The sequence below is a fragment of the Actinoalloteichus sp. GBA129-24 genome, from assembly GCF_001941645.1.
Lineage (GTDB): Bacteria > Actinomycetota > Actinomycetes > Mycobacteriales > Pseudonocardiaceae > Actinoalloteichus_A > Actinoalloteichus_A fjordicus.
This window is the reverse complement of record NZ_CP016077.1, coordinates 632296-655102: the sequence shown is the minus strand read 5'-3', so window position 1 is coordinate 655102 and position 22807 is coordinate 632296. Positions and strand designations below refer to the sequence as shown.

The following is a 22807-nucleotide window of genomic DNA, read 5'->3' as shown; positions in this document are numbered from 1 at the left end:
CGCCTGCGTTTCTCGGTTCTCACCCGGCAGGCTGCTCCAGTCGCCTCCGCAACGACGCCATCGACTCCCGATACTCGTCGGCCCGCGCGGTCAGCAGCTCGACGAGACGTTCGCCCACCTCGAGCGCCTCGACCATCGCCTGGCGATCAGGGTCCGGCTCGGCTCCCGCCTCGCCCGCCTGCACAAGCAGGTCCGAGTATGCCGAGATCAGACTCTGTGCTTCCTCGCCGAAGGTCAGTTCGCTCATCCCCCCACCATGCCGGCCAACACACCTCGGGGCTGAACACGACGTCGTCGCGCACGGCGGCGGATTCCGACGACCCGCCACCGGACCGCCGAGGTCGGGCTCGGCTGTCGAGCCGCGCAGGCGATGGAGTTCGGCGACACGGCTCTCCGCCGAGCTGCCCGAGAAGCACCAGGCGCACGGCGCTGCGGCAGTCCGGCACTGCGGCATTACCGGGCTCCGCTACCGCCGGACTGCCGAACTCGGCGCCCGAGCCTGCCCGAGGAGCACCAGGACCGCGACGACAGTCGAGGCGCGGGCCCGTTGATCAGATCCAGCCGTGATCACGGGCGATACGAGCGGCCTCGGTTCGGGTCCGAGCCGCCAGTTTGCTCATCGCGGAGGAGAGATAGTTGCGGACCGTCCCGGAGGACAGGTGGACCAGCCGGGCGATGTCGGCGGCCGTCCGGGAATCCGTGACCATCGCCAGCATCTCGCGCTCGCGATCGGTCAGCGGGCAGGGCGATTCGGCCAGCGCCTCCGCGGCCATGGACTCGTCGACGTAGCGTCTGCCGGAATGCACCCTCCTGATCGCATCCGCGAGCTGCGAGACGGGCACGTTCTTCGGCAGGAATCCCCGTGCGCCTGCGGCAAGCGCGCGCCGCAGCACACCGGGTCGCGCATGCCGGGTGAGGATCATGCACTGGATTCCGCTCGCCGAGGCCATCACACGTTCGACCACGTCCGGGCCCTGAAGTCCGGGCATCTCGACGTCCAGCACGACGATGTCGGGAACCAGCTCCAAGACCAGTGCCACCGCAGCCGCCCCGTCCGACGCCTGCCCGACCACGTCGAGATCCGACTCCAGGGCGAGCAGCGCGGCCACCGCGTCCCTCGTCAGCCGCTCGTCGTCGACCAGCACCACGCGGATCATCGCGCACCCCGCAGGGACACACCGGGCAACGAGGCCTCGACCCGGAATGTGCCCGGCTCGGTGCCCGGCCCGGCGGCCACGGTGCCGCCGTGTTCGGCCAGCCTTCTGGCTAGTCCGGCGAGTCCCGTGCCCTCGGTCTTCTCGTCGTGGTGATCGGCCACGCCGTCGTTGATCACGATCATCGAGGCGTGTCCTCGCCTGTCGGCGAGGTGGATCTGACAGTGGGCGGGTTCGGCGTGTCGCAGCAGGTTCGTCGCCGACTCACGGAGGACCCGGCCGAAGAGCTGACGGGTCAACTGGTCGAAGTCGGTGGCCTCGCCCCGGATGTCGCAGTGGATGCCCGCCGAGCTCAGCAGAGCCTGAACGCTGCTGAGCTCGACGACCAGGTCCGTCTCCTGTCGATCTCGGACGAGACCGCGAACCTCCTGCAACGACGTCCTGGCCAGGCGTTGCACCTCGGCCATCTCGCTTCTGGCCCGCTCCGGGTCGACGGTCCCGAGCCGGGTCGCCAGCTCGGCCTTGAGCGCTACCACTTCCAGGGTGTGCCCCAGCATGTCGTGCAGATCCTCCGAGAGACGAAGTCGCTCGCGTTGCGCGCCGACCTCCGTCGAGTTTCGTCGCGCGATGTCCAGCTCCATCGTCGAACGCCAGGTGCTCAGTGAACTCGGCTCGCTGTAGACCATTCCGCTGACCAGGAACAGCACCAGCCCGCCGATGAGGGCCAGCCGCCCGGGATCGGCAGGATCCTGCAGCCAGGCGAGGAGCACCGCGCACGCGCCTGCCAGGCAGCCGAAGACGGCGACGAAGATGCGGACGATCCGGATGGGGCGGCCGATCGCCAGATCCGCGACCGCGAATCCGATGATGACGAACCACAGCCAGCCGACATCGGATTGACCACTGCCCAGCAGCGCGAGAAGCACCGCCAGCCCCAGCAGCGGAACCGTCACCCGCAGGTCCACCGGCGTCGCGGGTGCGCGCAGGCCGGATCGCAGGCAGTACCAGTGCAGCGGCATGAACAGCACCGAACCGAGGATCAGCACGACGCCGACGGGCCCGCTCGCACCTCGGAACAGGATCATCACCACCGGCAGCATGGCGGCCGTGGCGGCCGAGCTGACGATGGCGACTGCCGTTCGACGACGCAGCACCTCGATCGGCGGAGTTGCGGTCATGCACTCACCGTAATGAACGATCCGGGACGTGCCGTGGCTTCACCGAAGCTCATGACAACTGTCATACGGATTGCTGACAAGTGTCATGGGTTTTTCATGACACTTGCCACTACCAGCGACGACTTCCGCAGGCGACGCTCGACGCATGACATCGATGACGCACTCCGCCCCCGGCGGCCGCGCCGCGGACCGAACACGAGCCCCCGGCTCGGACTCCGGGGCGGCGGTCGAACTGGCCGGTCTGACGTTCCGTTACGACGACTTCACCGCCGTCGACCGACTCGACCTCGATGTGCGGATCGGCGAGGTCTTCGCCCTGCTCGGAACGAACGGCGCAGGCAAGACGACCACGCTCGAACTGATCGAGGGTTTCCGCCGCCCCGCCGAGGGAACGATTCGGGTGCTCGGGCTCGACCCCTGCCGTGATCGCCGCGCGCTGGCTGCTCGGACGGGGATCCTCCTCCAGGAGGCCGGGCTGATCAACGAGCTGACGACCGTCGAGACCCTGCGGATGTGGGCCGGGCTGAGCAGCAGGGACGACGACGTCGACGCTGTGCTCGCCCTCGTGGAGCTGGACGCGAGGCGAGACGTCGCCGTGGAGCGGCTCTCCGGCGGTGAGCGCCGCAGGTTGGACTTCGCCCTAGCCGTCTGGGGCAGGCCTTCGCTGATCATCCTCGACGAACCGAGCACCGGCCTCGACCCGGAGTCCCGACAACGGCTCTGGGCGACGGTGCGTGACCTGCGCGACGCGGGCTGCACAGTGCTGCTGACCACCCATTACCTGGCCGAGGCCGAGAGCCTGGCCGATCGAGTGGCGATCATGCACCAGGGGCGAGTGCACCTGCAGGGCTCGGTTCCCGAGTTGCTGGCCCGACATCCGTCCCGCATCGCCGCGACCATGCCCTCCGTCTGGACGGCCGCTCTGCCCGCGTTCAAGGGCCGCGTCCAACTCGTCGCCGAGGACGAGCAGACCCGGCTCTGGGTCGAGACCAGCACGCTGCAAGCCGATCTGACGGCCCTGCTGGCCTGGGCCGCCGACCACGACGTCGCCTTGTCCGGTCTCACCGCGGTCAACGCGTCCTTGGAGGAGATCTTCCTCCAGATCAGTACCCAGTGACCCGTTCGATCACCCCGAGGAAGGAAGATCAGATGTCCAGCACCGCCCTGTTGGTCGGACGGTTCAGCATCGTCGAGCTTCGGCTGCTGTTCCGACGGCCGCTGATCGCCATGACCACCATCCTCGTCCCGCTGGGACTCGGATTCCTCACCTGGCTACAGGCTCCCGCTCCGACCGACCCACGATGGGGCGCGGTCCTCGGCGAGCGATTCCTGATGCTGCTCATCCTCTCGGTCTATCTGGTGAGCACCATCGTGGTGACCGCGCGCAGGCAGGCGCTGGTCCTCAAGCGGCTCCGCACCAGTGAGCTGACCGACACCGGGGTGCTCGCGGGCATCCTGGCGCCCATCGCACTGGTCGCGCTCGGGCAGGCGGCCGTGCTCTTCGCCATCTGTCTACTCGCGGGCGCACCGCTGCCCGCTCAGCCGTTAACCGTGATCGCGGGCGTCGTGGCCGGCATCGGCCTGACAGTGTTGGCAGGACTGGCGACAGCGACGCTGACCCGCACGGTGGAGCTGGCCCAGCTCACCACCGGACCGCTGCTGATCGCGGCGCTGGCAGGCATGTACCTGCGCCTGTCCTCAGATCCGAATCTGGTCCTCCTCGGGCTGGCGATGCCGTTGACCGGACCGCTGGAGCTGGTCTCCGCCGGGTGGGCAGGCAGCTCGCTGCTGGTCGTTCCCGAAGGTCTGCCCGACGTCGAACTGCTCGCGGTCGGCGGGACCGCCCTGTGGGTCGCGCTCTTCGGCGTGGTGATCCACAAGGCCTTCCGCTGGGAGCCGCGGTCATGACCTCGTCGTACGTCAGCCGCCCAAGCTGGAGAGGAGCAAGCGAATGAACAGACTCTTCGCGGAACTCGTCATGGGTCGTCTCGCCGAGTCGATCGGCCGTGAGGTCGTCATCGGGCTCATCACGGTTGCGGTGATCGGAGCGTCGGCCGCCTTCTACTTCGTCGACCGGCCGCTGTTACGAATCGTGCTGCCGATCGCGGCGGTGCTGTATTCGACGGTGCGTATCGTCCTGGTGTCCGTCCGGGTTCGGCGCTGTTCCACTCGGCGTGACCAGTAGGGGAGCCCGTACTCGGTGCCTGCCGCTGCCCGGCGATCGACGGTGATCGGGGACTCCGCGCGGCGCTGCGCGGGCCCGCCCCGATAGGCGACTAGCGACTCAACCGCCCGTCCTTCACTGCGGTCAGCAGGCCGGCGAAGGCCGACAGCGACACCCGAAGCACCACGTCGTGCGAGGAGCCGAACTCGACCTTGCTGTCGCGAAGGCCGACCACGTCGGTCAGCCGCGCGACCTCGACACAGTTGTTGCCGTTCTCACCGCTGTAACTGGACGTACGGAAGTCGAACCGAGAGAACTCAGTCGGCTTGGCTTTCATGTCCTGGGCTCCATAGCTGGTCATGGGTGACGGCCTCTCAACAGTACTCATCCGCCACCACCCGCAGAAATTCGCGGGAGTCGTCGAAGCTCAGTGCCGCGCCTGCCAATCGGGCCCAGGCAGTGTCCAATATCGTCACCGTCCGCTTGTCGTCCAGGTACCGCAGTTCTGCCTCGTTCTCGGTGTAGGCGAACTCCAAGGGACCGGCGACACCCGGAGAGGGGATTCGCAGGAGCACGAAGCCGTCACGGATCGAGGCACTCTGCACCCTGGTCTTGAAGGGCAGCACCTGGAGACGAACGTTGGGCAGCGTCGACAGGGCGATCATGTAGTCGATCTGTTCACGCATCACCTCGGGCGGGCCGTACTGCCGCCGCAGCGCCGACTCCGAGATCACGAACGCCGCCTGCGGGGGCTCCGGCTTGTGGTAGATCGCCTGTCTCGCCAGCCTCGCCTGAACCCGGTCGTCGAGATCGGGTCCGGTGTGCGCGTAGGAGTAGAGCGCGCGGGTGAACGCCTCACACTGCAGCAGACCCGGCGGCACCTCGCACTCGACGGTGCGAATCAGGTCGCAGTGCTCCTCCAGATCCACCAGTGTCCGGAAGTCCTCGTTGTAGAGACTGCGAATGCCGGTCCATCTGCCCCGTTGGTGATTGCCTCGGCGTAACTCCAGCAGGGCGCTGATGTGCTGCTCCTCGGTCACCCCCAGCCCGCCGAGCAGCAGTCGCAGGTCGCCGGGCGTGATACTCGCCTGGCCGGACTCCAGGGCGGTGAACTGGCTCTGTCGCTTCTCAATCAACGCGGCGGCCTCGCTCTGGGACAGCCCTGCCCGATCTCGCAGGTAGGCGATCTCGCGGCCGAGCAACAGCTTCTTTGCGGTTGGCGTGACCTTCGCCATCGGAGTCGCCTCTTTCTTGACGAGTGAACTGACGACCTAATCTTCTCCGGTCCGCGCCCGTATTCAAGCAAGATCAGTCGCAGAAGCGTCGACCGTGCTTCCGGTTACCGGAAGGATCGCCGGTGTCCCGTCGCGCCCGATGTCCACCAGCCCTGCGGCGATGGCCCGCTGACGTCGAGAAAGACGGAACTGCCTGCGCCCGACGCGTGGGCTCGCCTCGTCCGGCTGCCGCCTCGGACTGGGGCTGACGGCGTGTCATCGCCGCCGTCACATCGGCCGCCGTCGACCGTCGCCTGCGTCCGACGTCGTGCAGCCCGGATCGGCTCGGCAGCCTGTCCGCCGCGCAACCACGCAGGTATGCAGGCAGACACGAGCGACGATCCGGCCGTAGGCACAGCTGTCCAAGCCGCGGCGACCGGGCCGCCGGGCGCGCAGGTGCCCGACGTCGCCCTGACACAGGCCGAGGGCCCCGAGGCGATGCCTCGGGGCCCTCGGATGAAGCGTACGAACCTCAGCGGAAGTCGCGGCCGAAGTCGTAGTCGTCCAGCGGCACTGCCGCACCGGTGCCGGTGCCGAACACGTCCGGGGTGTAGTAGCCGTCGTCGTAGGACGGGATCGCATACGCTGCGGCCCGCGCCTCCTCGGTCGGCTGCACCTGGATGTGCCGGTAGCGGTTGATGCCCGTGCCTGCCGGGATCAACTTACCGATGATCACGTTCTCCTTCAGGCCGACCAGCTTGTCACTCTTGCCGTTGATCGCGGCATCGGTGAGCACCCTGGTCGTCTCCTGGAAGGAGGCCGCCGACAGCCACGACTCGGTGGCCAGCGACGCCTTCGTGATGCCCATCAGGACCGGGCGACCCGAGGCAGGCTCGCCGCCCTGCGCCACCACTCGACGGTTGGCAGCCTCGAACACGCTGCGCTCGGCCCAGGAGGCGGGCAGGAACTCCGTGGAGCCCGAGTCGATGACCGTGACCCGTCGGAGCATCTGCCGGACGATGACCTCGATGTGCTTGTCGTGGATCGACACGCTCTGCGTCCGGTACACCTTCTGCACCTCGCGCACCAGGTGAAGCTGAGCCTCCCTGGGGCCCATGACCCGGAGCACCTCGTGGGGGTCGACCGCACCTTCCAGCAGCTGCTGGCCGACCGTCACGCGGTCGCCGTCCTGAATCGGCCGCTCGCTGTCGTCCACCTTGATGGTGGCCAGCCACTGCCGCCGGGACAGCTTGTCGTGAACGATCTCCTCGCTGCCGTCGTCCGGAATGATCGTGATCTTCCGGAAGCGCTCGCCCTCCTCCATCTGGATTCGGCCGTCGACCTCGGAGATCGGCGCCTTGCCCTTGGGGATGCGGGCCTCGAAGAGCTCCTGCACACGAGGCAGACCGGTGGTGATGTCGTCACCGGCGACGCCACCCTGGTGGAACGTACGCATCGTGAGCTGCGTGCCGGGCTCACCGATCGACTGTGCGGCGACGATGCCCACTGCCTCGCCGATGTCGACCAGCTTGCCGGTCGCCATCGAACGGCCGTAGCAGACCGCGCACACCCCGACGGCCGACTCGCAGGTCAGCACGCTCCGCACCTTCAGCTTCGACACGCCAGCGGTGAGCAGGGTCTCGATCGCCGAGTCGCCGAGGTCCGAACCACGTGCGAGAAGCACGTTGCCGTCCTCGTCGGTGACGTCCTCCGCAGAGCTACGCGAGTAGACGCTGGTCTCGACGTGGACGTCCCAGACGAGCTTGCCGTCGGGGCCACTCTCGCCGATCGGCATGATGATGCCGCGCTCGGTGCCGCAGTCCGTCTCGCGGATGATGACGTCCTGCGAGACGTCCACCAGACGCCGGGTCAGGTAACCCGAGTCGGCGGTACGAATCGCGGTGTCGGCGAGTCCCTTTCGGGTGCCGTGCGTGGAGATGAAGTACTCCAGCACCGACAGGCCCTCACGGAAGTTCGCCTTGATCGGCCGAGGGATGTACTCGCCCTTGGTGTTGGACACCACGCCACGCATACCGGCCAGCTGCACGACCTGCGTCATGTTGCCCGCAGCACCGGACTTCACGATCGTGGGGATCGGGTTGTCCTCGGGGAAGTTCTTCTCCATCGCCTCGGCGACTTCGTCCTTCGCCCGCTGCCAGACCTTGACCAGCTCGCTGTTGCGTTCCGTGTAGGAGAGCGCGCCACGCTGGTAGCGCTTCTCGATACGGCTGGCCTCCAGCTCGTACTTGTCGAGGATGTCCTGCTTGTCCGCAGGAACCACCACGTCCGAGATGGCGATCGTGATGCCGGAGCGGGTGGCCCAGTGGAAGCCCGCGTCCTTGAGCTTGTCCAGCGTCTGCGCCACGACGACCATCGGGTAGCGCTCCGCGAGGTCGTTCACGATCGCGGCCTGCTTCTTCTTCGGAAGCAGCTCGTCGATGAACGGGTAGTCGGCGGGCAGCAGGTCGTTGAACAGCACCCGCCCGAGCGTGGTCTCGGCCAGCCACGCCTTGCCCGGCTCCCAGTCCTCCGGCTCCTGCCCACGCGGCGGGACCCGGTCGGTGACGCGGATCTTCGCCTTGGCGTGCAGCGAGAGGGCACCCCGGTCGTAGGCCATGATCGCCTCGGACGGCGAGGAGTACGCGTGGCCTTCGCCCGGTGCTCCCTCACGGACCTTGGTGAGGAAGTAGATGCCGGTGACCATGTCCAGTCGCGGCATGGCCAGCGGACGACCCGACGCGGGCGACAGGATGTTGTTGCTCGACAGCATCAGGATGCGAGCCTCGGCCTGCGCCTCCGCCGACAGCGGCAGGTGCACGGCCATCTGGTCACCGTCGAAGTCGGCGTTGAACGCTTCACAGACCAGCGGGTGAAGCTGGATCGCCTTGCCCTCGACGAGCTGCGGCTCGAAGGCCTGGATGCCCAGCCGGTGCAGCGTCGGCGCACGGTTCAGCAGCACCGGGTGCTCGGTGATGACCTCTTCGAGGACGTCCCACACCTGGCCGCGCTGCCGCTCGACCATCCGCTTGGCCGACTTGATGTTCTGAGCGTGGTTCAGGTCGACCAGCCGCTTCATCACGAACGGCTTGAACAGCTCCAGAGCCATCTGCTTGGGCAGACCACACTGGTGCAGCTTCAGCTGCGGGCCGACCACGATGACCGAACGGCCCGAGTAGTCGACGCGCTTGCCGAGGAGGTTCTGGCGGAATCGACCCTGCTTGCCCTTGAGCAGGTCGGACAGCGACTTCAACGGCCGGTTGCCAGGGCCGGTGACGGGGCGACCACGGCGGCCGTTGTCGAACAGCGCGTCGACGGCCTCCTGGAGCATCCGCTTCTCGTTGTTGACGATGATCTCGGGGGCACCGAGGTCGATCAGTCGCTTGAGACGGTTGTTCCGGTTGATCACCCGTCGGTACAGGTCGTTCAGGTCGGACGTGGCGAACCGGCCGCCGTCGAGCTGAACCATCGGACGCAGGTCCGGCGGGATCACCGGGGTGCAGTCGAGGACCATGCCCTGCGGGCTGTTGCCGGTGGCCAAGAAGGCCGCCACGACCTTGAGCCGCTTCAGCGCCCTGAGCTTCTTCTGGCCCTTGCCGTTGCGGATCGTGTCCCGAAGGATCTCCGCCTCGCGGCCGATGTCGAAGGTGCCCAGCAGCGACTGGATCGCCTCCGCGCCCATGCCGCCGGTGAAGTAGTCGCCGTACCGGTCGTAGAGCTCGCGGTAGATCAGCTCGTCGGGCACGAGCTGCTTGGGCTCCAGCTTGGTGAAGGTCGTCCAGATCTCGTCGAGCCGGTCCAGCTCTCGCTGAGTGCGGTCGCGGAGTTGGCGCATCTCCCGCTCGCCGCCCTCCTTGACCTTGCGGCGGACGTCGCTCTTGGCGCCCTCCGCCTCCAGCTCGGCGAGGTCAGCCTCGAGCTTCTGCGCCCGAGCCTCGATGTCGGCGTCGCGCTTCTCCTCGACCCGCTTGCGCTCCACGCCGAACTCGTTCTCCAGCGTGGGAAGGTCGTTGTGACGCAGGTCGGTGTTCACCGAGGTGATCACGTACGCCGCGAAGTAGATGATCTTCTCGAGATCCTTGGGCGCCAGGTCGAGCAGGTAGCCCAACCGGCTCGGCACGCCCTTGAAGTACCAGATGTGCGTGACGGGGGCGGCCAGCTCGATGTGCCCCATGCGCTCACGACGGACCCTGGAACGGGTCACCTCGACGCCGCATCGCTCACAGACGATGCCCTTGAATCGGACGCGCTTGTACTTGCCGCAGTAGCACTCCCAGTCCCGCATGGGACCGAAGATCTTCTCGCAGAAGAGCCCGTCCTTCTCCGGCTTGAGCGTGCGGTAGTTGATGGTCTCGGGCTTCTTGACCTCGCCGTAGGACCACTGACGAATGTCGTCTGCCGTGGCCAGGCCGATACGGAGTTCATCGAAGAAGTTGACGTCCAGCACGCCGGTTCTTCTCCCCTGATAGTTGGTTCAGATCCTTGACGGACCTGTGGGGCAGGGCCAGGTCGGGCGGAAGTCGATCCGGATACCCGGATCGACCCCCGCCCGACGTCAGCGAGGTCAGTTCACGACATCGTCGACAGACGGCGACTCGTTGCGCGAGAGGTTGATGCCCAGGTTCGCGGCAGCCCGCTCCAGGTCCTCGTCCTCGGTGTCGCGCATCTCGATCGCGGCGCCGTCGGTGGAGAGCACCTCGACGTTCAGGCACAGTGCCTGCAGCTCCTTGAGCAGCACCTTGAAGGACTCCGGGATACCGGGGTCGGGGATGTTCTCCCCCTTGACCACGGCCTCGTAGACCTTGACCCGACCGACCACGTCGTCCGACTTGATCGTGAGCAGCTCCTGGAGCGTGTACGCAGCGCCGTAGGCCTGCATGGCCCAGCACTCCATCTCGCCGAACCGCTGGCCACCGAACTGTGCCTTACCACCGAGCGGCTGCTGAGTGATCATCGAGTATGGACCGGTCGACCGAGCGTGGATCTTGTCGTCCACCAGGTGCAGCAGCTTCAGGATGTACATGTAGCCGACCGCGACCGGGTACGGGTACGGCTCGCCGCTGCGCCCGTCGAACAGTCGTGCCTTGCCGTCGGCCTTGACCATCCGCTCGCCGTCCCGGTTGGGCAGCGTCGAGCCGAGCAGACCGGTGATCTCCTCTTCCCTGGCGCCGTCGAACACCGGGGTGGCGGTGTTCGTACCCGGCTCCGCCGAGTACAGCTCGTCGGGAAGGCGGCCCGCCCAGTCCGGGTTGCCCTCGATGTCCCAGCCCTGCTTCGCGATCCAGCCGAGGTGGGTCTCCAGCACCTGACCGATGTTCATCCGTCGCGGCACACCGTGGGTGTTCAGGATGATGTCGACCGGCGTGCCGTCCGGCAGGAAGGGCATGTCCTCGGCAGGCAGGATCTTGCCGATGACGCCCTTGTTCCCGTGCCGACCGGCCAGCTTGTCGCCGTCCTGGATCTTCCGCTTCTGCGCCACGTACACGCGCACCAGCTCGTTCACCCCGGGGGGCAGCTCGTCGTCGTCATCCCGGCTGAACACCCGGATGCCGATGACCTTGCCGTTCTGCCCGTGCGGCACCTTCAGCGACGTGTCCCGCACCTCGCGGGCCTTCTCGCCGAAGATGGCGCGCAGCAGACGCTCCTCCGGAGTCAGCTCGGTCTCGCCCTTCGGGGTGACCTTGCCGACCAGGATGTCGCCGGGCCGGACCTCGGCGCCGATGCGGATGATGCCGCGCTCGTCGAGGTCGGCGAGGACGTCCTCGGAGACGTTCGGGATGTCCCGCGTGATCTCCTCGGCACCCAGCTTGGTGTCACGAGCATCGATCTCGTGCTCCTCGATGTGAATCGAGGTGAGCACGTCGTCCTGCACGAGGCGCTGCGACAGGATGATCGCGTCCTCGTAGTTGTGCCCCTCCCACGGCATGATCGCCACGAGCAGGTTCTTGCCAAGGGCCATCTCGCCCTCGTCGGTGCACGGTCCGTCGGCGATGACCTGGCCGATCTCGACGCGCTCACCCTCGGAGACGATCGGCTTCTGGTTGGTGCAGGTGCCCTGGTTCGAGCGGCGGAACTTGTGCAGCCGGTAGGTCTGCCGAGTCCCGTCGTCGGCCATGACGGTGATGAAGTCGGCGCACACCTCTTCGATGACGCCTGCCTTGTCGACCACCAGGACGTCACCCGCGTCGACGGCGGCACGCAGCTCCATGCCAGTGCCGACCAGCGGCGACTCGCTGCGCAGCAACGGCACCGACTGGCGCTGCATGTTCGCGCCCATCAGGGCACGGTTGGCGTCGTCGTGTTCGACGAAGGGGATCATCGCCGTGGCGACGGACACCATCTGTCGGGGCGAGACGTCCATGTAGTCGACGTCCGACGGCGGGATGTAGTCCAGCTCGCCGCCCTTCCGGCGGACCAGGACCCGGTCCTCGAGGAAGGTGCCGTCGTCGGAGATCGGCGTGTTCGCCTGCGCCTTGACGAAGCGGTCCTCTTCGTCGGCCGTCAGGAAGTCGACCTGATCGGTGACCCGACCCTCGACGACCTTCCGGTACGGCGTCTCGATGAACCCGAAGGGGTTCACCCGGCCGTACGACGACAGCGAGCCGATCAGACCGATGTTCGGGCCTTCCGGCGTCTCGATCGGGCACATGCGGCCGTAGTGCGACGGGTGGACGTCGCGGACCTCCATGCCCGCGCGCTCCCGGGACAGACCGCCCGGACCCAGCGCCGAAAGCCTGCGCTTGTGGGTCAGACCCGCGAGCGGGTTGGTCTGGTCCATGAACTGGGAGAGCTGCGAGGTGCCGAAGAACTCCTTGATCGCGGCCACGACGGGCCGGATGTTGATCAGGGTCTGCGGCGTGATGGCCTCGACGTCCTGCGTGGTCATCCGCTCGCGGACGACCCGCTCCATCCGCGACAGGCCGACCCGGATCTGGTTCTGGATCAGCTCGCCGACCGTGCGAAGGCGACGGTTGCCGAAGTGGTCGATGTCGTCGCTCTCGACGGGCACCTCGACGACCTCGTCGCCCTGTCCGACCAGCATCTTGTCGTCGCCTGCGTGCAGGCGGACCAGGTACTCGATCGTCGTGACGATGTCCTCTTCGATCAACGTGCCCGCCTGGACGGGCTCGTTGATGCCGAGCTTCTTGTTCAGCTTGTATCGGCCGACCTTGGCGAGGTCGTAGCGCTTGTCCTTGAAGAACAGGTTCTCAAGCAGGGTCTGCGCGCTCTCCCTGGTCGGGGGCTCGCCAGGACGCAGCTTGCGGTAGATGTCGAGCAGCGCCTCGTCCTGCCCGGCGGTGTGGTCCTTGTCGAGGGTGGCGATCAGCGTCTCGCTGAAGCCGAAGCGCTCCCGGATGCGCTCGGCGTTCCAGCCGAGGGCCTTCAGCAGCACCGTGACGGGCTGACGACGCTTGCGGTCGATCCGGACACCGACCGTGTCGCGCTTGTCGACATCGAACTCCAGCCAGGCTCCACGGCTGGGAATGATCTTTACGTTGTAGACGTCCTTATCCGTCGTCTTGTCGACGGCGTGATCGAAATAGACGCCTGGCGAACGGACCAACTGGGAGACGACGACTCGCTCGGTGCCGTTGATGATGAACGTGCCCTTGTTCGTCATCATCGGGAAATCACCCATGAACACCGTCTGGCTCTTGATCTCGCCGGTGGTGTTGTTGGTGAATTCCGCGGTGACGAACAACGGCGCCGCGTAGGTCATGTCCTTGTCCTTGCACTCCTCGACCGAGGCCTTGACCTCGTCGAAGCGCGGGCTGGAGAAGGAGAGAGACATCGAGCCGGAGAAGTCCTCGATCGGGGAGATCTCGTTCAAGACCTCTTCAAGCCCACCGACCGGGAGGTCCTCGCCCGCGTCAATGCGGCGCTGGAACCAGGATTCGGCCCCGGTGAGCCATTCGAAGGACTGGACCTGAAGGTCCAACAGATCAGGCACCCCGAGCGGCTCACGGATCTTCGCGAACGAGACCCGCTTGGGTGCCCCAGGGATCCCCGACATGGAGTTGGTCGCAGCAGTGGCCTGGGTCGCGCGGGAGACTGCCAAGATGCGTCCTTCCAGGGACTGGTAGCTGGCTAAGCAGCGGCGCTAGCAGCCGACTAACACAGCTGTCAAGGGTGCAGTGGTGCCCAACATCCTACGCCCCGACAGAGGACAGGCGGAAAGTGGGCAGCGCAAAGAGCCAGTCTAGCCGCAATCCCGGCGACTGTCGAGTGGCAACGGCCACGCCGCCACTCGCACGACAACAGAGTGACTCCGGTCCGCGCTTGAGTCAAGACGGCACGCGCCGATCACTCGCGTGGCCCAGCAGACCGTCACCTCGTGTCACCGTCGTCCGTCCCGGACGGCCCGCCGACTCGGCGGTGGACACATGTCGGGGGGTGGTTCCACCTGGAATCCACCCCCCGACACGCGGTGTGCAACAGCACTAGATCACTTGACGGTGACCTTGGCGCCCGCAGCCTCGAGCTTCTCCTTGGCGGACTCGGCGGCGTCCTTGGCGACGGCCTCGAGGACGGCCTTGGGCGCGCTCTCGACGAGCTCCTTGGCCTCCTTCAGGCCCAGGCCGCTGACGAGCTCGCGGACGACCTTGATGACCTGGATCTTCTTGTCGCCCGCAGCCTCGATGACCACGTCGAACTCGCTCTGCTCCTCGACGGCCTCAGCGGCGGCGGCCGGGCCTGCGGCGACCACGGCGGCAGGCGCGGCGGCGGTGACGTCGAAGGTCTCCTCGAACTCCTTCAGGAAGCCGGAGAGCTCGAGAAGGGTCATGTCCTTGAAGTGGTCGAGCAGCTCTGCGTTGGACAGCTTCGCCATGGTGGCGGTTCCTTTCTGGCTCACCCGGCCGGCGTACGAGGACTACCGGACGGGCTGGTGGTGTGGGTGGGTGCTCAGGCTTCGGCCGGAGCGTCGGCGGCCTCGGCCGCCGGGGCCTCGCCTGCCGGCTTCTTCTCTTCCAGGGCGACGAAGAGCCTGGCCGCCTTGGTGGCCGGTGCCGCGAAGGTGGCGGCGGCCTTGGACAGGTTCGCCTTCAGCGCACCCGCCATCTTGGCCAGCAGCACCTCACGGGAGTCGAGGTCGGCAATCTGGTTGACCTCGTCCACGGACAGCGCGCGGCCGTCCATGTACCCGCCCTTGATGACGAGCGCCTTGTTGTCCTTCGCGAAGTCACGCAGGGCCTTGGCAGCGTCGACGGGCTCGCCCTCGACGAAGGCGATGGCGGTCGGACCGGTGAACAGGTCGCCGAGACCGTCCACTCCGGCGTCCACCGCGGCACGCTTGACCAACGTGTTCTTCGCGACCCGGTACGTGGCGCCCTGGCCCAGTGCACGGCGCAGCTCGTTGAGCTGTGCCATGGAAAGCCCGCGATATTCGGTGATCACCGCTGCCGAGGCAGAACGGAACCGGTCCGAGATCTCGGTGACCGCGTCGACCTTGTCGGACTTGGCCATGTCGCCTCCTCTCTGCGCATCGAATGTCGTTCGGCGAACCGAACGACAGGTGCTCGGGTCTGCTGATTCCGAAGCGAAGACCACGCGGAGAAGACGAACGCCCCGGCGCTGGACGGCACGGGGCGTGAGAACGGCAGCCGCATCAGGGCTGACCCGTAAGAGCCTCGTTCCTCCTGCGCGGGCCGCCCGTCTGCGACGGGCCTTCGTCGTGTCGCAGTCGCCTGCGGCCACGAAACCAGCGGTCTTCGGTAGAACTGGCGTCAAGGATAGCGCACGGTCCAGGCATCCCCGGCGAGGCCCTCTCGGCAGGCTGTCGACCCGCGCCGCAACCGCCCCGCCTGCCTCGGCCGAAAGTCACGGCCAGCGATCACGGCAGAAGGCGGCGGAGGGCAGCGCAAGCCCGCAGGCTCCACACACCGGCCTCGACGTCCCAGCCGCGCCCCGGGCTCGGCAAGTCACTACCTGCACCCGATCACGCACGGCATGATGGGGACGTGGCCGAACTGCGACGCCCCGACGACTCCGACGAGGTCCCTCCGCGCCCAGCCGCGCTGCCCGCAGGCCCCACCGAGGGTCCCGATCAGCTCGACGCCGTGCAGCGGCGTGAGTTCGAGGACTTCCGCCGCTTCCAGGAGTATCAGCGCTTTCAGGCGGCCCAGACCGAGGAGAAGGCGCCGGAGAAGCCCGTCCCGCTCTGGCGACGTCTGCTGCGCAGGAAGCTTGTCCGCAAGCTGCTGATGTTCGTGATCCTGGTGATCGTCGCCCTGCTGGTGCAGCAGTGCATGTTCGGCGGCGGGGGGTCCGCAAGCGGTCCCGGCGGGCAGAGCCCCGGTTTCGGCACCGGCGGGAGCGTCCGGCCTGCCAGCCCGCGCGAGACGGTCCGCACCGTCTATCACTACATCGGGCACCACGAGGAGGGCGATCAACGTCCCTGCTCGTTGTTCACCGCCTCGGCCGCGACGCAGTTCGCCGACGCTCATGGTGCGGCGGACTGCGCCGAGGCCGTCCGGGGGCTGGCGGGCGAGGTGACCGACGCCGAGCGGTACGCGAGCCCCGAGTTCGGCACCGACGCGGGACAGGTCGACGGCGACCGCAAGGAGATCAGCTCCTGCGGGTCGATGACCGTCCGGGGCGGGACACCGCTGGGCACGTTCGAGTTGACCCGGCACCCCGACGGCGGCTGGCAGGTGGCGGGCTACTCGGTCGAGGAAGAGTGCGAGGCCTCGGCGCCGCCGTCGGAGGCCGCCGATCCGACCGTGACCGGCAGGCCGTCGGAGACCATCCGGCTACTGCACACCTACGTGCTCTTCGGGCCCGCCGCCGAAGGCTGCGCCCTCTTCTCGGCCGAGGCGGCGGCGGCCTTCGCCACCGCCTTCGGCGCCGCGGACTGCGTGTCGGCGGTGCAGGCACTCGGGGAGGACGTCGAGATGGGCTACCGCAGCCCCGGCTTCCCCGACTCGGCGAACAGTCCGACGGGACGCGTCGCGACCATCAGCTCCTGCGAGATGACCGTCAACGGCGGTCCGCCGTTGGGAATCTTCGAGCTCACGTACCAGGACGACACCCGATCCTGGCTGATCACCGATCACCAGGAGGAGGACTGCGGCTGAGCAGGCCGACGCACCCTGGGGACCGGTGGGCGACGGCGCGGCGACCGGGTCACCCGCTTCGATCAGCTCACGTGCGACCCGCACGGGCCGCAGCCGCGAGCGCGGACGTCGCACGGCGGGACGGCCCGCCCCCGTCGGGGCTCGGGTTGGCACGGGTGCAGGCTCCGCAGGCCGCTGGTTGCACAGTGATCGGCGAGCGCTCCCCGGCCGCACCGCGTCGGAGTCGGAACGACGCCGACGCGGCTCCGCTGCCCGGTCCCCCCCCGTCCTGCCCATGCCCAGGCCCGACCGTCAGGCCCACCGAGCACCTGCCCCGGACGGCCGGTCTGCCTTCGGCTGGCCGGGGAGCTCCTGCTGCACCCGCAGCGATCGAGGACCCGCACAGACGAATCGGGCCCCCGCCGCAGATGCGGCGGGGGCCCGATCACGTGGTCAGCCTGCGTAGGACCTCAGGAAGAGGCCTCGTCGGACAGCAGGTCGCGGGTGCGGTTCGGGTCGACCGGGATGCCGGGGCCCATGGTCGTGGAGAAGGTGATCTTCTTCAGGAAGCGGCCCTTGGCTGCCGAGGGCTTCGCCCGCAGCACCTCGTCCAGGGCGACCGCGTAGTTCTCGACCAGCTTGTCGGTCTCGAACGACGCCTTGCCGATCACCATGTGCAGGTTGGCCTGCTTGTCCACCCGGAAAGTGATCTTTCCGCCCTTGATCTCGGTGACGGCCTTCGTGACGTCGGGCGTCACGGTGCCGGTCTTCGGGTTCGGCATCAGGCCACGCGGGCCGAGGATGCGCGCGATCCGACCGACCTTGGCCATCTGATCCGGCGTGGCGATCGCGGCGTCGAAGTCCAGCCAACCGCCCTGGATGCGCTCGATCAGCTCGTCGGTGCCCACCGCGTCGGCGCCTGCGGCCTCGGCCTCGGCTGCCTTGTCCCCCGTCGCGAAGACGATCACGCGGGCGGTCTTGCCGGTGCCGTGCGGCAGGTTGACGGTGCCACGCACCATCTGGTCGGCCTTACGCGGGTCGACGCCGAGCCGGATCGCCACCTCGACCGTGGAGTTCTGCTTGGCCTTGGCGGTCTCCTGGGCCAGCTTGGTCGCCTCCAGCGGCGAGTAGAGCCGCGCGCGGTCGATCAGCTCTTCTGCCTGACGATAAGCCTTGCTGCGCTTGGTCATGTCCTCTGTTCCTTCGATTCTGGATCAGTCGTGGTGACGGGCCAGCGCGTGGCCCTCCCACATTTCCGACGCCGCAGGGACGCGGCGGGGTCTTGAGCAGGCGAACGAATGTCGCCGTGGTCAGATCTTGGAGACCTGGTTGAACGACAGCTCCACCGGAGTCTCGCGGCCGAAGATCGACACCAGCACCTTGAGCTTCTGTGCGTCGGCGTTGACCTCGTTAATCGTCGCGGGCAGGGTGGCGAACGGCCCGTCCATGACGGTCACCGACTCGCCGACCTCGAAGTCGACCTCGATGTTCGACTTGCTTGCCGCAGCGGCGGCCTTGCCCTTCTCCGGCTTGGCCTCCTCGACCTGCGGGACGAGGAACTTCAGCACCTCGTCCAGGGTCAGCGGCGAGGGACGCGAGGTGGCCCCGACGAAGCCGGTGACACCAGGCGTGTTGCGCACCGCGCCCCAGGAGGCGTCGTTCAGCTCCATCCGGACCAGGATGTAGCCGGGCAGCACCTTGCGCTGCACCTGCTTGCGCTGGCCGTTCTTGATCTCGGTGACCTCTTCGGTCGGCACCTCGACCTGGAAGATGAAGTCCTCCACGTCGAGGGTCTGGACCCGGGTCTCGAGGTTGGTCTTGACCTTGTTCTCGTAACCGGCGTAGGAGTGCACGACGTACCACTCGCCGGGCGCGCTCGCGAGCGCGGCGCGCATCTCGGCCACCGGGTCGAACTCGGGCTCGTCCTGGGGCTCCTCGGCCGCCTCGCCTGTCGAGGCCGCTCCGGCAGCAGCACCGTCGGTGGCCTCCGTGGCAGTCTCGCCGGCCTCGGCGGACTCGACAGCCGTCGAGTCGTCATCGGCGTCCTTGGCGTGCACCTGCGCGTCGGACAGGCCGGCCAGCTCCTGGCTGTCCTCGTTGGAGGTCACTGTCGGTCCCGCTTCCTCTCGTGTGTCGCGGTCGCGGCCCGTCCACCGACCTGCGATCCGCAACGGATCGAGATCAGCCGAACAGCCACAACACGCCCTGGCTGAAGGCGATGTCCAGTCCCGCCACCAGCGTCACCATGAAGGAAACGAAGACCAGCACCACCAGTGTGTAGGTCACCATCTGCTTGCGCGTGGGCCAGATGACCTTCCGGAGTTCAGCCACGACCTCGCGGATGAACCGACCAAGCCTACGCGGCAGCGAAGGGCGCTTGCCCTTGCCGTCGCGCGACTCGGTCGGCCGCCCCTTCTTCGGGGTGGCGCCCGAACTCACTACCTCGCCCTTGGACGACTCGGCGTCTCCGCCGCGTCGGTCCTTCCTGGCAGCCGGGCGCCCGGAGGCGCGGCGCTCGCGACGCTCGGCAGCGCTGCGTGGCCGGGAGGCGTCGTCGCCCTCCCCGTCCCGCTTGTGCTCGCGGTCCTCGCTCACGCTGCGCTCCTCCGCTCAGCCGTCGGCTTCGACGCAGGGGTGACAGGACTTGAACCTGCAACCTGCGGTTTTGGAGACCGCTGCTCTGCCAATTGAGCTACACCCCTTTGGCGGCCGAACCGGATGGTCCACCGCCGTCCGGACAACCTCGCGCACCGTCGCCGACCCATGACGCAGCCGGGTCTGAAGCGGTGAGCCTGCCCAGGATCGGAAGTGTACGGTACGCGGCCCGCATTACTCCAACCCCATTGCCCGCAGACCGTCATGACCGCGACTCCAGGGGCAGGCTCACCGACAGAAGGCCAGGTCTGGGAGCATTCCGGCATGGCCGTTCCACAGACAGACAGCCCAGTTCCCAGCCCGCTCCGCCCCCGAATCTCGGCACGAGTGGGCGGCATCCGCGAGTCCGCGACCCTGGCAGTGGACGCCAAGGCCAAGGCCCTCAAGGCAGCGGGCAGACCAGTCATCGGGTTCGGTGCGGGTGAGCCGGACTTCCCGACCCCGCCGCACATCGTGGCTGCGGCCGAGGCCGCCTGCGCCGAGCCGAGGAATCACCGCTACACCCCGGCGGGGGGCCTGCCCGAGCTCCGCGAGGCGATCGTCGAGAAGACCCTGCGCGACTCCCAGTACCAGGTCGAGCCGAGTCAGGTGCTGGTCACCAACGGTGGCAAGCAGGCCGTCTACCAGGCCTTTGCCACCCTGCTGGACCCCGGCGACGAGGTGCTCCTGCCCGCCCCCTACTGGACCACCTACCCCGAGGCGATCACTCTCGCGGGCGGTGCCGCTGTGGTCGTGCCCACCGACGAGTCGACCGGATACCTGGTCAGCGTCGAGCAGCTCGAGGTCGCCAGGACGGCCGCGACGAAGGTGCTGCTCTTCTGCTCGCCATCGAACCCGACGGGTGCGGTGTACCCGCCGGAGCAGGTCGCCGCGATCGGCCGCTGGGCGGCGGAGCACGGCATCTGGGTGATCACCGACGAGATCTACGAGCACCTCGTCTACGACGACGTGCAGGCGCTCTCGCTTCCGGTCGCCGTCCCGGAGCTGGCCGATCGGTGCATCGTGGTGAACGGGGTCGCCAAGACCTTCGCGATGACCGGATGGCGAGTGGGCTGGATGATCGGCCCGAAGGACGTCATCAAGGCGGCGGGCAACCTTCAGTCGCACCTGACCTCCAACGTCGCCAACGTCTCGCAGCGGGCGGCCCTGGCCGCCGTGGCGGGACCGCTGGACGCGGTGACGGAGATGCGGACGGCATTCGATCGCAGGCGGCAGACGATCGTGTCCCTGCTGTCGAAGATCCCCGGAGTGGCCTGCCCCACCCCGCAGGGCGCGTTCTACGTGTACCCCTCGGTCCGGGAGCTGCTCGGCAAGGAGCTGCGCGGCAGGCGGCTCACGTCGAGCATCGACCTGGCAGAGGTCGTCCTGGAGCACGCCGAGGTGGCCGTGGTGCCCGGTGAGGCCTTCGGCACGCCCGGCTACCTGCGGCTGTCCTACGCCCTCGGCGACGAGGACCTGGTGACCGGCGTCGAGCGGATGGGCGCGCTGCTCGCCGAGGCCCGCTAGATCACGAACGGCAGGCACGGCACTCGACCTGGCCTGCGCCACGACCCACGGGAACCCATGCGGCAACGGCCCCGTCGGGCCGCCGACACCGCCGGGAGCACTCGCTCCCGGCGGTGTCGTGTCTCCAGCCGATGGCGAAACGCCCGTGCCCCCGCGTATCCGACGTTCTCGCTCGAAGTCCACCGCCGCAGGCCGAGCCCGCGCAGCGACCTGCCTGGCGGGGGCCGCAGCCGGGCCGTCCCGCCTGCGGCAGGCAGCAGGCCCGCGCAGTCCCGCTCGCCGACGTCGGCGGTCAGCAGTACGCCGACGGGCGGGCACCGGAGCGGCCGGGCGGGCGCGGCGTCACGAGCCGCCGAGGTGCCTGCGATCAGGCCAGCCGAACCCGGGCGATCGCCCGGCCCAGCACCGCCTGTCCCCTGCTGCGCGCGGTGACGGTGACCTTCAGCGTGCCGTCGTCATCGCGCCCGGTGACCTTGCCGGACAACTCGATCAGGCCGCCGTCCTCGTCGTCCGGCACCACGACCGGCCGCGTGAAGCGAACCCCGAACTCGACCACCGCGGCTGGATCGCCCGCCCAGTCGGCCACCAGCCGCGCACCCTGAGCCATGGTGAACATGCCGTGGGCGATCACGTCGGGAAGGCCGACCTCGCGGGCCACTCGTTCGTTCCAGTGAATCGGATTGAAGTCGCCGGACGCACCGGCGTACCGGACGAGGTCCGCCCGGCTGACCGACACGCGCGACTCCGGAAGCAGCTCGCCGACCTCGACGTCCGCCGCAGCACGCAGGCTCATGCCCTGGCCCCTTCCGACTCGCTCGCGGCACCGGCCGAGCCGGTGGCGTCCTGATCTCCGGCACCGTTCCCGGTCGAAGCCGATCCGTTCGAACCCGGCGCGGGCGTGTCTGCGGTGCCCCTGGCGACGAGCATGGAGCGAGCGACCGTCACCAGTTCGCCGTCCTCGGTGTTGATGTCGGCTCGGACGGTGATCATGTCGTTGCCCGCCCGGCTGACGATGCTCTCGACCGTCGTCGTGGTGAGGAGGCGGTCCCCGCCTCGGATGGGGCGATGATGCACGAAGCTCTGGTCGCCGTGGACCACCCGGCTGTAGTCCAGTCCCAGCTCGGGGTCCTCGGTCAGCGCCGAGGTCGCCCCCATCGAGAGGATGACGGCGAAGGTCGGCGGAGCGATCACATCGGGATGCCCGGCCGCGACCGCCGCCGCGACGTCGTGATGCACGGGATCGGCGGCGCCGACCGCGACGGCGAACTCGCGGATCTTCTCCCGCGCGACCTCGTACGGCGCAGTAGGCGGATAGACACGTCCGATGAAGGCTTGATCCAGGGCCACGGGCCTTACCGTACCGATGGGCGGTCGCCGGGGACGCTGTCAGGTTCTCCTCGGCGAGGTTCTCCTCGGCGACGTCCTGCTCCCCCGCGACCCGACCCGACGTGGTCCGGCCCGCCCAGCCGCAGCCTGCCCATGACACGACGAAGGCCCCCGCCGCATCGGCGAGGGCCTTGGTCTGGTCGTGTCGTGACGACGGGGGTGCAGGTGCACCGATCCGGTCAGCGGGTCTCCTTGTGCACCCGGTGGGTGTTGCAGTTCGAGCAGTACTTCTTGATGCCCAAACGGTCCGGGTCGTTCCGCCGGTTCTTCCGGGTGATGTAGTTACGGTGCTTGCACTCCTCGCACGCCAACGTGATCTTGGGGCGAACGTCGGTGGCGGCCACGGGGAGCCTCTCTCTCACTCGGTCTCGCGGGATCGAGATGGCCGACCACTGATGTGGGCGTGGACCATCTCACTTGGTAGCGGTGGCCGGACTTGAACCGGCGACGCAACGATTATGAGCCGTTTGCTCTACCAACTGAGCTACACCGCCAAGCA

General features: G+C 68.0%; 19 protein-coding genes, 2 tRNA genes and 1 pseudogene. 5 read left to right on the top strand and 17 right to left on the bottom strand.

Annotated features, from left to right (window positions below):
- Positions 1-19 precede the first annotated feature (19 nt).
- From UA75_RS02985 to UA75_RS02975, 3 genes are all read right to left on the bottom strand, one after another.
- Positions 20-247 (bottom strand): hypothetical protein, encoded by a 228-nt coding sequence (locus UA75_RS02985; protein ID WP_075738671.1) that lies wholly within the window; start codon positions 245-247, stop codon positions 20-22.
- 304 nt (positions 248-551) lie between these two features.
- A complete protein-coding gene (locus UA75_RS02980) occupies positions 552-1157 on the bottom strand; it encodes a DNA-binding response regulator (RefSeq protein ID WP_075738669.1) in 606 nt (201 codons plus the stop codon).
- Complete coding sequence (locus tag UA75_RS02975) at positions 1154-2332, bottom strand: sensor histidine kinase (RefSeq protein WP_075738667.1); 1179 nt, start codon at positions 2330-2332, stop codon at positions 1154-1156. The genes UA75_RS02980 and UA75_RS02975 overlap by 4 nt, the downstream gene beginning before the upstream one ends.
- Positions 2333-2477: 145 nt before the next feature.
- On the opposite strand from UA75_RS02975, the gene UA75_RS02970 reads away from it, so the two are divergent.
- From UA75_RS02970 to UA75_RS02960, 3 genes are read left to right on the top strand one after another with little or no spacing between them, the layout of a single operon-like run.
- Positions 2478-3449 (top strand): ABC transporter ATP-binding protein, encoded by a 972-nt coding sequence (locus tag UA75_RS02970; RefSeq protein WP_083682881.1) that lies wholly within the window; start codon positions 2478-2480, stop codon positions 3447-3449.
- 32 nt (positions 3450-3481) lie between these two features.
- Positions 3482-4240, top strand: a complete 759-nt coding sequence (locus tag UA75_RS02965) for a hypothetical protein (RefSeq protein ID WP_157433967.1) — start codon at positions 3482-3484, stop codon at positions 4238-4240.
- A gap of 43 nt (positions 4241-4283) precedes the next feature.
- Positions 4284-4517, top strand: coding sequence for a hypothetical protein (locus UA75_RS02960; protein WP_075738661.1), 234 nt, complete (start codon positions 4284-4286; stop codon positions 4515-4517).
- Between the two features lie 91 nt (positions 4518-4608).
- On the opposite strand, the gene UA75_RS02955 is transcribed toward UA75_RS02960, so the two are convergent.
- The 6 genes from UA75_RS02955 to rplJ all read right to left on the bottom strand — a co-directional run bounded on the left by UA75_RS02955 (position 4609) and on the right by rplJ (position 15172).
- Complete coding sequence (locus UA75_RS02955) at positions 4609-4857, bottom strand: DUF397 domain-containing protein (RefSeq protein ID WP_232237608.1); 249 nt, start codon at positions 4855-4857, stop codon at positions 4609-4611.
- Positions 4858-4870: 13 nt separating this feature from the next.
- Entirely contained in the window at positions 4871-5731 is an 861-nt protein-coding gene (locus tag UA75_RS02950; RefSeq protein ID WP_075738659.1) for a Scr1 family TA system antitoxin-like transcriptional regulator, read from the bottom strand.
- A gap of 511 nt (positions 5732-6242) precedes the next feature.
- Entirely contained in the window at positions 6243-10154 is a 3912-nt protein-coding gene (locus UA75_RS02945; protein WP_075738657.1) for a DNA-directed RNA polymerase subunit beta', read from the bottom strand.
- Positions 10155-10271: 117 nt separating this feature from the next.
- Positions 10272-13766, bottom strand: a complete 3495-nt coding sequence (gene rpoB, locus UA75_RS02940) for a DNA-directed RNA polymerase subunit beta (protein ID WP_075738655.1) — start codon at positions 13764-13766, stop codon at positions 10272-10274.
- Between the two features lie 387 nt (positions 13767-14153).
- Positions 14154-14537, bottom strand: a complete 384-nt coding sequence (gene rplL / locus UA75_RS02935) for a 50S ribosomal protein L7/L12 (RefSeq protein ID WP_075738653.1) — start codon at positions 14535-14537, stop codon at positions 14154-14156.
- 74 nt (positions 14538-14611) lie between these two features.
- Positions 14612-15172 (bottom strand): 50S ribosomal protein L10, encoded by a 561-nt coding sequence (rplJ, locus tag UA75_RS02930; RefSeq protein WP_075738651.1) that lies wholly within the window; start codon positions 15170-15172, stop codon positions 14612-14614.
- Between the two features lie 494 nt (positions 15173-15666).
- Between rplJ and UA75_RS02925 the strand changes: the two genes are divergently transcribed.
- A complete protein-coding gene (locus UA75_RS02925; protein WP_075738649.1) occupies positions 15667-16782 on the top strand; it encodes a hypothetical protein in 1116 nt (371 codons plus the stop codon).
- Positions 16783-17231: 449 nt separating this feature from the next.
- On the opposite strand, the gene rplA is transcribed toward UA75_RS02925, so the two are convergent.
- From rplA to UA75_RS02905, 4 genes are all read right to left on the bottom strand, one after another.
- Complete coding sequence (gene rplA, locus UA75_RS02920; RefSeq protein ID WP_075738647.1) at positions 17232-17951, bottom strand: 50S ribosomal protein L1; 720 nt, start codon at positions 17949-17951, stop codon at positions 17232-17234.
- Positions 17952-18071: 120 nt separating this feature from the next.
- Positions 18072-18869, bottom strand: a complete 798-nt coding sequence (gene nusG, locus UA75_RS02915) for a transcription termination/antitermination protein NusG (RefSeq protein WP_075738645.1) — start codon at positions 18867-18869, stop codon at positions 18072-18074.
- A 73-nt stretch (positions 18870-18942) separates the two neighbouring features.
- Positions 18943-19356 (bottom strand): preprotein translocase subunit SecE, encoded by a 414-nt coding sequence (gene secE / locus UA75_RS02910; protein WP_075738643.1) that lies wholly within the window; start codon positions 19354-19356, stop codon positions 18943-18945.
- Positions 19357-19390: 34 nt separating this feature from the next.
- Positions 19391-19463 (bottom strand) — tRNA-Trp (locus UA75_RS02905).
- A gap of 217 nt (positions 19464-19680) precedes the next feature.
- Between UA75_RS02905 and UA75_RS02900 the strand changes: the two genes are divergently transcribed.
- The gene (locus UA75_RS02900) at positions 19681-20922 is read left to right on the top strand and encodes a pyridoxal phosphate-dependent aminotransferase (RefSeq protein ID WP_075738641.1); all 1242 of its coding nucleotides are present in this window, start codon (positions 19681-19683) and stop codon (positions 20920-20922) included.
- 367 nt (positions 20923-21289) lie between these two features.
- Here the strand turns inward: UA75_RS02900 and UA75_RS02895 are convergent, their stop codons facing one another.
- The 4 genes and pseudogenes from UA75_RS02895 to UA75_RS02880 all read right to left on the bottom strand — a co-directional run bounded on the left by UA75_RS02895 (position 21290) and on the right by UA75_RS02880 (position 22802).
- On the bottom strand, positions 21290-21715 hold the full coding sequence (locus tag UA75_RS02895; protein ID WP_075738639.1) for a MaoC/PaaZ C-terminal domain-containing protein: 426 nt from the start codon (positions 21713-21715) through the stop codon (positions 21290-21292).
- A 101-nt stretch (positions 21716-21816) separates the two neighbouring features.
- Positions 21817-22269 (bottom strand): annotated as a pseudogene (locus tag UA75_RS02890) (MaoC family dehydratase N-terminal domain-containing protein); the annotation flags it as partial.
- A gap of 218 nt (positions 22270-22487) precedes the next feature.
- Positions 22488-22652 (bottom strand): 50S ribosomal protein L33, encoded by a 165-nt coding sequence (rpmG, locus tag UA75_RS02885; protein WP_069846347.1) that lies wholly within the window; start codon positions 22650-22652, stop codon positions 22488-22490.
- A gap of 74 nt (positions 22653-22726) precedes the next feature.
- Positions 22727-22802: transfer RNA gene (locus tag UA75_RS02880), tRNA-Met, on the bottom strand.
- Between the last annotated feature and the right edge of the window lie 5 nt (positions 22803-22807).